Genomic DNA, 10,212 nt, shown 5'->3' on the forward strand with positions numbered 1-10,212 from the left:
GGCCTTTAAATCAGCCGCTACGGCCTTCTTATCCGTCCATGGCACAAACTTCATGGAGTAACGCACCATGTGTACGATACACAGCTGAACCTGAGCGTTGGGGTAGACGGTGTTAATGGCATCGGGGAAGCCTTTTAAACCATCGACACAGGCAATGAGGATATCTTGTACCCCGCGGTTTTGTAGTTCAGTGAGTACACCTAGCCAGAACTTAGCCCCTTCATTCTCTGATAACCACATACCAAGCAGCTCTTTTTTACCATCAAGTCCCACGCCTAGTGCCAGGTATATAGCCTTGTTGATGATCTGCTTGTCTTGACGTACTTTAACGACAATGCAGTCTAGATAGACGATAGGATAAACACTGCTCAATGGCCGGTTCTGCCATGCGGTGATGTCCTCTAAGATATTATCGGTGACTCTTGAGACAAGAGAGCTTGAGATGTCGACATCGTAGAGCTCTTTAATGCTCTCTACAATTTCGGTGGTGGTTTGACCCTTGGCGTAAAGGAATATGATCTTGTCGTCAAGACCTGAGATGCGGGTTTGTTGCTTAGCAACCAATACAGGCTCAAAGCTACTATCACGGTCTCTTGGGGTTGAGATCTCAAGATCGCCTGTGTCACTGCGGACTCTTTTTTTAGTATGCCCATTGCGTTTATTTGGCTTATCGGCTTTCTCATGCTTAGGATAGCCAAGATGATCTTCCATCTCAGCTTCTAGTGCAGTGTCGATAAAGGATTGCATGAGCTGCTTTTGGAAGTCTTTAATGTCATCGAAGCTTTTCATGCTACCAGCCATTTGCTCGGCCAGTTTTTTAATGTCAGATTGAGTAGTCATTGCTTATTCTCCTGTTAGTGGATTATAAGCAGTTACACACTTTTTAGGAAAGGCTCAAATTAAAACCAAACAATTAACTAAACTAACCCGCCTCAGAAACCACCTGCGTAAGCATCGGCTTCAAAAACTCACCCGTGTGTGAGCCTTCGACCTCTGCGACTTCTTCTGGCGTACCCTCCGCGATAATCATGCCGCCACCTTTACCGCCTTCAGGGCCCAGATCAATCACCCAATCCGCAGTTTTAATGACATCGAGGTTATGCTCGATGACCACGATGGTGTTACCTTTATCGCGTAGCGCATGCAAGATGTTGAGCAGCTTATCGATATCATGGAAGTGCAAACCTGTGGTTGGCTCATCCAAGATATAGAGCGTCTGTCCCGTATCACGCTTGGCAAGCTCACGCGCCAGTTTGACACGCTGCGCTTCACCGCCTGATAGCGTCGGCGCGGATTGACCCAAGCGAATGTAGCTCAGTCCCACATCCATCAACGCTTGCAGGCGACGATAGATCGCTGGAATCGCCGAGAAGAACTCAGTGGCGTCCTCTACCGTCATCTCGAGCACGTCAGCGATGGTTTTGCCTTTATAGTGAATCTCTAAGGTCTCGCGGTTATAACGCTTGCCATCACAGGTGTCACACGGCACATACATATCCGGTAAAAAATGCATCTCGACTTTGATAAGACCATCGCCTTGGCACATCTCACAGCGTCCGCCTTTGACGTTAAAGCTAAAGCGACCTGGCTTATAACCACGAGCGCGCGCTTCTTGCGTTTGCGCAAACATCTCACGCACAGGGGTAAATACGCCCGTATACGTCGCTGGGTTCGAGCGCGGTGTACGACCGATGGGGCTTTGGTCAATATCGACCATTTTGTCCAAATGCTCAAGTCCACTGATGCTCTCATGCTTGTCTGCGATAAGCGTTGAGGCGTTATTTAACTGCGTCGCTGCCAATGGCATAAGCGTACGGTTGATCAAGGTTGATTTGCCAGAACCGGATACGCCCGTTACACAAGTCATGACACCGACAGGTATGGTCAAATCCACATCATGCAAGTTATTGCCTGATGCGCCTTTTAACTCAATCGTCATTGGTACTTTTTGGGCTTTGGCCTTACCTTTGACGTCGACGTCCATCGTTTTGGCTTTATGACGCACGGTTGGGATTTCGATGCGCTTTTTGCCAGACATGTATTGTCCAGTGAGCGATTCTTTGTTTGCCATGATGTCATCGACCGTACCCTGAGCGATCACATGACCGCCGTGTACGCCCGCACCGATACCGATATCGATGACGTGATCCGCTTGGCGAATGGCATCTTCATCATGCTCAACGACCAGCACGGTATTACCTAAATCACGCAGGCGTGTTAAAGTTTTAAGCAAGCGGTCGTTATCACGCTGATGCAAGCCAATGGATGGCTCATCAAGTACATACATGACGCCCATGAGACCTGCACCGATTTGGCTGGCAAGCCTGATACGCTGTGCTTCACCGCCCGATAGGGTTTCGGCAGAGCGCGCTAGGGTCAAGTAATCAAGCCCAACGCTGACGAGGAAGTTTAAGCGCTCATTGATCTCTTTAAAGATTTTTTCTGCGACTTCGCCTTTATGACCGTCAATTTTAAGCGTTTTATAGTAATCGGCAGAGTCACCGATAGAAAGCTTAACGATGTCAGCGATGGTCTGGTCATCAACACGAACATTGCGCGAAATCTCGTTCAAACGCGCACCATCACAGACATTACAGGTGGTATCAGCCAGATACTTAGCCAGCTCGTCACGGACGAGATTACTTTGCGTTTTAGCATAGCGGCGTTCTAGATAAGGCAGTACGCCTTCAAATGGTACGGTCTTATTCGTCTTGCGACCACGCTCATCGGTAAAGTTAAAAGTGAGTTTTTCTTTACCAGAGCCATGCATGATGATGTCTTGATGCTTTTTGCTGAGGTCTTGCCACGGCATATCCATATCGATTTTGAAGTGCTTACAGACAGTGCTCAGCAAACCAAAATAATAAGCATGACGTTTATCCCAACCATTGATCGCACCTTGATTGAGCGATTTTTCATGGTGAGTAATCAATTTTTCAGCCGCGAAATATTGGCGTTTACCAAGACCATCACAGCTTGGACACGCACCGTATGGATTGTTAAAACTAAACATACGCGGTTCAAGCTCAGGTACCGCACGATCACAGACAGGGCATGAGTGCTTGGCTGACATGACTTGATTGTTGTCACCGCCTTCTTTTGGGTTGCCATCCATAAAGTGCAAAGTGACCAGCCCTTGACCCAAACGCAGCGCCGTCTCTAAACTTTCAGCGACACGGTTGCCCAAGTCATCACGAACCTTAAAGCGATCAACCACCACTTCGATGGTATGCTTTTTCTTTTTATCCAGTGTTGGTAGCTCATCGGTATCGTACACGTCGCCATCGACACGTACACGGACAAACCCTTGACCGATCAATTGCTCAAGCAGCACTGTATGCTCTCCTTTACGCTCACGCACTACTGGCGCAAGGATCATAAGCTTGGTCTCATCAGGGAGTGCCATAACCTGATCGACCATTTCGGTCACCGACTGCGCCACCATAGGTTCGCCATGCTCTGGGCAATAAGGCGTACCGATACGCGCGTATAATAGACGCAGGTAATCATAAATCTCAGTGATCGTACCGACCGTTGAGCGTGGATTATGGTTGGTCGATTTTTGCTCAATAGCAATTGCCGGGGATAGACCTTCGATGCTATCGACTTCAGGCTTTTCCATCTGCGATAAGAACTGGCGCGCATAAGCGGACAAACTCTCGACGTATCGGCGTTGTCCTTCGGCATATAGCGTATCAAAAGCCAAGGACGATTTACCAGAACCGGATAAACCAGTAATCACCACGAATTTATCTCGTGGAATGTCTAAATCAATGTTTTTTAAATTATGAGTACGTGCGCCGCGTATTGCGATATGGTCATGTGCCATCGTTTATGGGTTTCCTATTTGCTAAAAGAGTATTGGAAATATCTCAAATGAAAAGGTAAATACAGATCAGTAAAATTATTGGTTAAAAACGCGAATGATTTCTAAATTTATAATGTCGTTACAAATAGCTCTGTTATAAAAAATATGGTTATAAATAGTGCTTTTATAAAGTGTTCATACGTTCGTGAAGTAAGGGCTATACATGCCAATTTACTGTTTTCTTATTTTGCAGTCTTTGATGCGATTGATTTCTGTTCGACTAAGCAAATCTAAATCAAATACCTGTTAAGTAACAGGCATCGTTTGTTATGGTTTTGACCAAAAATGTCATTTTACGGAGGAGTTTGTCGTTTGAACTGTCGTTCGAGCTAATGAATAATAATGTTTACAACGCCTTACTTTATTGTTATGGCGACCGCATTATTCAAGGTGTGATTGCGCATCTGACGCAGTTGGTAACAAAATAATTGCGTAATATGAATGGCTTGGGTTGATGCGCTATAGGCGGGGGCGTCAGTAAGACAAAAGTCTCGGCAACCAAACGGCGAATGTCTTATACTAGGGGGCTTGATTTATAGGCCAGTGTCTTGATAAACCAGTAGTGATAAATCATGGTGCAGTACAAGTACCAGCAGTGAAAAAACAGCAATGATCAATCAGTGAGGCAAGTATGAATAGCGTAGAGAAACGGGCAATCCTCGGAGTCGGTGGCATCTTTGCCTTGCGTATGATTGGCTTGTTTATGATTGTGCCGGTGTTTTCTGTTTATGGTGACAATTATGCACACGCGACGCCGTTTTTGATTGGCTTGGCCGTTGGTATTTATGGACTAGGACAAGCGATCTTTCAGATACCGATGAGCCTTGCCGCCGATAAGTTTCCGCGTAAGCCGATTATCATGCTTGGTCTGATACTGTTTGCAGTCGGCGGCATGATTGCAGCAAATGCGACGGATATCTATGAAGTGATCATTGGTCGAGCGCTGGCAGGCAGTGGCGCGGTCTCTGCGGTGCTCATGGCATTGCTTGCCGACGTCACCCGCGAGGAGATGCGCACCAAGGCAATGGCGACGATGGGCTTGACTATTGCTACCTCCATCATGCTCGCCTTTGCCTTTGGGCCGTTATTAGTAGGCTCGCTTGGTATCTCTGGTCTATTTTGGCTGACGGCAGGATTTGCTATTTTAGCGATGCTGCTACTTTTTGTCGTACCCACGCCAATGCGCGTGCTCAAGCACAATCTAGATAACAAATCGATCGGTGAGCAACTCGCTACCGTGCTCAAAATCGGCGACTTAAACCGTTTGCACTTTGGAATTTTTGCGCTGCATTTGACCATGACAGCGATATTTGTGATCTTGCCGCATCAGCTCACAGAGGTGATGGGTTTGTCGGTGAGTCAGCAGGGCATGGTTTATTTGCCGCTATTGTTTGTCGGCTTTGCCGTCGCCATTCCCTTTATTATCATCGCTGAAAAGAAGCGTAAAATGCGCCAAGTCTTTCTAGCTGCTATCGCCTTAATGACTGCAGCCTTGGCATTGTTGGCCTTGGGTAGCCAAGTCGGTGTCGGTATTATTGTAGGTTTATTGCTCTATTTTATGGGTTTTAACTTACTTGAGGCCACTATTCCATCTTGGATATCCAAGCGCGCCCCAGTCGCCAATAAAGCCACGGCGATGGGGCTTAATTCATCTAGCCAGTTCTTAGGTGCGTTCGTTGGTGGCGCGATGGGCGGGCTGCTATTGAATCAGTCTAACTTGCTGGCATGGGGGCTGTTGTCACTTGTCATGGGCATCGCATTGCTGCTGATTATACCCATTGCTCAGCCACCTTATCTGTCGAGCACGACAGTAACCATTCCTAAAAACATCAATATCCAAGATTGGTCTCGGCAGATGCTAGCAGTTGATGGCGTGGATGAGCTGGTGGTCATGGCAAAAGAACAGGTCGCTTATTTAAAATTAGACAAGACCCAACTGACGGATGATTCACGTCAGCAGTTATCGAGTTTGGCGCAAAGTCCGTTAGATATTTAAATAGCGGCAGAGACCCAAATTTATAGAAATAAGGGCAAATAGGCAGAATTGAATGGGCAGCAGCCGTATAGATCGTGTAGCGTATAGATAATCATCAATCGGTGAGTGTCAGATATTTATCTCTGTTTAAAAGGAATTAATATGAGTAAATTTAAGATGTTGTCTGGTAGTGTCATAGAAGGTAAAAAGAAGGCGCATCGCTCAATTGCCAAGTTAACAGTAGGTATTGGTCTATCGGCCACGCTACTGACATCTGGCTGTGCCACGCAAAATATTCAAGCCTATCAGAACACCACACCAACGCTTGATATGCATAAGTTTTTCTCAGGTCAAATCGAGGGGTGGGGCATGTTCCAAGGGCGTGATGGTGAGGTCAAAAAACGCTTTTATGTCGATATCGATGCGACTCACGAAGGCGATGATGTCATCATTCTGGACGAAAAATTTTCGTGGGCAGATGGGTCAAAATCGCAGCGTATATGGCGACTGACTGAGAAAAGTAATGGACGCTGGATTGGTACAGCAGGCGACGTTGTTGGCGCGGCAACCGGCGATGTGGTAGGCAATACCCTGAATTGGGATTATGTATTAAATCTGCCAGTCGAGGACAAAACCTACAAAGTGAATTTTGACGATTGGATGTATCTCATTAATGACGATGTCATGCTCAATCGTTCAGTGATGACAAAGTTTGGCGTCGAGTTAGGAAGTGTGACATTAAGTATGCATCGCAAGAACTCTTCCTTTAAATTACGTGATAGCAATCAAGGTGCTAACCAGAATTGATATAGTTTGAAGGTGTTCATCAGCGTTTTAAAATGGCAAAATAACAGCATCTTTATCTATTAAAATTTTAAATCTTAATTAATATGTCTAGGCGACATTTGTTGTCGTATACTAATAAAACCTGCTAGATATTTAAACAAAAATTGGTTAAAGTAAAATCATATCATTGATAGGAATCATTTTTTCTATCGAATAATTATTCATAAGTAAAAGGACGGTATCATGCGCGGAGTTAATAAAGTTATCATCATCGGTAACCTTGGAGCAGATCCTGAGGCACGCCAGTTCAATAATGGCGGTAGCGTGACTAATATCTCGGTTGCGACATCTGAGCAGTGGACGGATAAACAAAGCGGTGAAAAAAGAGAAGCGACAGAGTGGCATCGTATCTCGCTTTTTAACCGTTTAGGCGAAATTGCCGCGCAGTATTTGCGTAAAGGCAGCAAAGTCTATATCGAAGGCAGCTTGCGTACGCGTAAATATCAAGATCAAAGCGGCCAAGACCGTTATATCACTGAGATTCGTGCTGAGCAAATGCAGATGCTTGATGGTATGAGTGGTGGCCAAAGCGATAATGGAGGCTTTAGTAACAATCAAGGTGGCCAGAATTCAAACAGCTATGGCAACCAAGGCGGTCAAAGCAACCAAAATAATTTCGGTCAGCAAGCAGGTAGCCAGCCAGCACAACAAGGCGGCTACAATAACCAACCGAGTGGCGGTCAGAACAGCTTTAATAACCAAAATGCACCTGCGCCGCAAAATCAGTTTAATCAACCCGCGCAATCTAAGCCTACGGCAATGCCAGATGGCCCTGTAGACGATGATATCCCGTTTTGAGGAATACATAATTAAGTAATGTTGATTAAGTTAGATAGAGCCTATGTGAATAGGCTCTTTTTTTGTTTAAAAGATAAAGTACTGAACAAGTATCTTTGAATTAAAAATCCCGTTAATAGCGGGATTTTTTAGTTTTTATGAATAAATTATTAGAAAATTACCTATATGTTTATATTCACGCGATATCAGAGATTAAGTATCAAATAATAGACTTACTTATTGTTATTTTACTAATAAAAAACAAAACTTATGTTTATTTTTTTATTCTGCTATTAAAGGCTGGAAATATATGCGATTACTATTGAGTGGTTTATCAAGGAAGTGTGGTTATTCACTGTTGTATATAACCGTTATTTTTTAAAAGCGTTGTTGCCATTATTTTTATTTTCAATTTTTATATTGAAATTTATAAAAACTACCTTCCATACCTTATATAAACCGTTCGATCCATCCACTTTAATTATCACTAACAGTTGATGCATGACGTTGATATACTTAATTAAAATAAATAATGTAGCGAAATTTAAGCAAGTTCTTGACGGCTAAAGCAATGCTTAGCAATTATTTGAATGTATTAGATTCTGGTCGTTTGTTGACTATCAATATAATAACTATCTGGGCCAGCGTCTTACAAGTGAGGTGCATCCCTTACTGTCAATACTGGGTATAAGCAATGAATTACGGTGATGTGTTTCGCAAAAGCGATTTGGGTAGAGCAGAAATAAAGTCTCAAAGTTTTGGCGTTTTGCCAAGAGAGGCGAGAACATTGCTTATCATAATTGATGGCAAGCGCACGTATCAAAACTACCTTGATACGCTTGATAATAGCAAAATTTTTGCTGATTTTGGCGGTGTCGGGCCTTTATTTGAGTTGCTTTTAGAGCTTGAGTGCATTGAACTGATTGGTGCTGCTAACTCTAGTTCGCAAATCCAAACAGCGCCTCAGGTATCTACTGTAACCGAAGCACCTACTATTCCTCAAGTACCAGTCGCTGAGCAACCTCAATCTACAGGCAACTCATTTGATGTCAGTACTGAGATAGAGTTCGATCGTACTTTTAATAGCAAACCGCCAAGCAAAATTGCAGAGTCTGGCAAAAAGTCTATCGGTAGTATGTTGAAGGCAAAAGTTGCTGGTGCCAACTATGGAACCCTTAAATCTGACTTGGCGACCTACATTGAAAAAAATGCACCACCTGCAGAAGCTTGGGGCTATTTACTGAGTCTAGAGCAGTGTGAGGACAGCGCGCAATTATTACTGTTGGCACAAGAAGTACAAAAGAGCAGTAACAGTGATTTATCTCGTGGTATGGCTGCTTTTATCAAAAGAATCCAGCCGTAGTTATTAGCACAAGTATCCATAGCGTACTAAACACAATTTAGCCGTTTTGCTTTATGCCTTTAACAAATCAATTGGGAAATTTTATGAAAACCGTCGATATTGTAGAATCAAATCGCTTAAAAATGCGACATGGTGAGCATATCATTCTACGTTTGACTTATATCAGTCGTTATAACAACGATAACCTCAACGGTGAGGTAACTCGTATCCTTGAGCAAGCTCAGCAAAATAACGAGCGCAATGGTATCACTGGTGCGTTGGTGTTTAACCATAACTACTTTTTACAAAGTATCGAAGGGGCAAGGCCGGTTATCAATGGCTTGGTTAGAAAGCTTGTGAAAGATGAGCGTCATCATTCTTTGCAGGTGATAGAGTGCCGTGAAGTTGAGCAGCGCCATTGGAGTAAATGGTCAATGAAGTACTTGATTCCAAGTGAAGAGAAAAAAGGACTGGCGTTAAAATTCTCGACAGGAAGTGAGTTCAATCCTTACTTAATGAGTACCAACCAAATCACGATGCTGATTGATACATTATCTGAGCTATAAGAGCAACAAGCAAAGAGTGAAGTGCAGACCATTCAGAAGAAAAAACCTTGGTATGCCCTTGGTTAATTGAGTAATGCCTATAAATGCGATCCGCTTTCATAATATTTGTATAAGAGAACAAACATGACATCAACACACGCAGATGCCCATATCTTAGTGAGCATGACCTATGCTAGCCGTGCAAACCCAAATGTATCAGCGACCGATTTCAATGAAATCTTGCAGCAAGCACAGATAAATAACGCTGCTAATAGTATCACTGGGATGCTAACGTTCAATAAAGATTATTTTTTGCAGACGATAGAAGGCCCAAGAGCGCAAATTAATCGATTGCTATACATTCTCATTTCCGATGAGCGTCATCACGACCTACAGATTATTGACACACGTGAGCTAAAGCATAGGGAGTGGGCGAAATGGTCGATGAACTATGCGTCTCCGACCGAAGAGAACGCCGCAATCTATTTAAAGTACTCTACGACTATTGGTTTTAACCCTTACCTGCTAAATGCTGAATCTGCTCATGGGTTGATGAATGAGCTGAGTGCACAAAAAGGCTAAATAAAAGTCGTTAGGGTTTAGACAAGCATTCGTTCGCAAGCTCATATGCTTTTGCTACAGCGCCTAATTATTAGATTCTAATAAATCAGATTTATTAATATAGTGTATTAATGAATATTATTTTATTAAAAAATGAAAAAGTAATAATATTCAGGGAATACCGCATTTAAGAAACACTATAGAAAATAGAAATTTGTTGAGTTAAGTTTCGATAAGTAATTATTGTCGATAGCCATTTGCTATAGTTAAGTCTAAATAAAAACGATACAGGATAATA

At 43.4% G+C, this 10,212-nt stretch carries 8 protein-coding genes; 6 read left to right on the top strand and 2 right to left on the bottom strand.

All coding sequences use genetic code 11. The features are described from left to right. Both AS194_RS12050 and uvrA read right to left on the bottom strand, forming a co-directional pair. A partial coding sequence (locus AS194_RS12050) for an IS256 family transposase (protein ID WP_058025733.1) occupies positions 1-840 on the bottom strand: 840 nt, incomplete at its 3' end. Positions 841-922: 82 nt separating this feature from the next. Next, positions 923-3,829 (bottom strand): excinuclease ABC subunit UvrA, encoded by a 2,907-nt coding sequence (uvrA, locus tag AS194_RS12055; protein WP_058025734.1) that lies wholly within the window; start codon positions 3,827-3,829, stop codon positions 923-925. 670 nt (positions 3,830-4,499) lie between these two features. Here uvrA and AS194_RS12060 point away from each other — a divergent pair. The 6 genes from AS194_RS12060 (at position 4,500) to AS194_RS12085 (ending at position 9,935) form a co-directional block, all read left to right on the top strand. Continuing rightward, positions 4,500-5,864: an MFS transporter gene (locus AS194_RS12060; RefSeq protein ID WP_058025735.1), complete on the top strand. Its 1,365-nt coding sequence runs from the start codon at positions 4,500-4,502 to the stop codon at positions 5,862-5,864. A gap of 141 nt (positions 5,865-6,005) precedes the next feature. Then, a complete protein-coding gene (locus tag AS194_RS12065) occupies positions 6,006-6,650 on the top strand; it encodes a DUF3833 domain-containing protein (RefSeq protein ID WP_083499692.1) in 645 nt (214 codons plus the stop codon). A gap of 222 nt (positions 6,651-6,872) precedes the next feature. Beyond that, positions 6,873-7,487 carry a single-stranded DNA-binding protein gene (ssb, locus tag AS194_RS12070; RefSeq protein ID WP_058025736.1) on the top strand — a complete coding sequence of 205 codons (615 nt, stop codon included), beginning with the start codon at positions 6,873-6,875 and terminating at the stop codon, positions 7,485-7,487. A 673-nt stretch (positions 7,488-8,160) separates the two neighbouring features. After that, complete coding sequence (locus tag AS194_RS12075; protein WP_058025737.1) at positions 8,161-8,829, top strand: hypothetical protein; 669 nt, start codon at positions 8,161-8,163, stop codon at positions 8,827-8,829. 83 nt (positions 8,830-8,912) lie between these two features. After that, complete coding sequence (locus AS194_RS12080; RefSeq protein ID WP_058025738.1) at positions 8,913-9,374, top strand: BLUF domain-containing protein; 462 nt, start codon at positions 8,913-8,915, stop codon at positions 9,372-9,374. A gap of 123 nt (positions 9,375-9,497) precedes the next feature. Further along, on the top strand, positions 9,498-9,935 hold the full coding sequence (locus AS194_RS12085) for a BLUF domain-containing protein (protein ID WP_058025739.1): 438 nt from the start codon (positions 9,498-9,500) through the stop codon (positions 9,933-9,935). Positions 9,936-10,212: the final 277 nt, after the last annotated feature.

This window comes from Psychrobacter piscatorii, assembly GCF_001444505.1.
Taxonomy (GTDB): Bacteria; Pseudomonadota; Gammaproteobacteria; order Pseudomonadales; family Moraxellaceae; genus Psychrobacter; species Psychrobacter piscatorii_B.

Coding starts and splice junctions, on each gene's coding strand:
- uvrA (WP_058025734.1), bottom strand. CDS start 3,829: ATGGCACATGACCATATCGCAATACGCGGCGCACGTACTCATAATTTA.
- AS194_RS12060 (WP_058025735.1), top strand. CDS start 4,500: ATGAATAGCGTAGAGAAACGGGCAATCCTCGGAGTCGGTGGCATCTTT.
- AS194_RS12065 (WP_083499692.1), top strand. CDS start 6,006: ATGAGTAAATTTAAGATGTTGTCTGGTAGTGTCATAGAAGGTAAAAAG.
- ssb (WP_058025736.1), top strand. CDS start 6,873: ATGCGCGGAGTTAATAAAGTTATCATCATCGGTAACCTTGGAGCAGAT.
- AS194_RS12075 (WP_058025737.1), top strand. CDS start 8,161: ATGAATTACGGTGATGTGTTTCGCAAAAGCGATTTGGGTAGAGCAGAA.
- AS194_RS12080 (WP_058025738.1), top strand. CDS start 8,913: ATGAAAACCGTCGATATTGTAGAATCAAATCGCTTAAAAATGCGACAT.
- AS194_RS12085 (WP_058025739.1), top strand. CDS start 9,498: ATGACATCAACACACGCAGATGCCCATATCTTAGTGAGCATGACCTAT.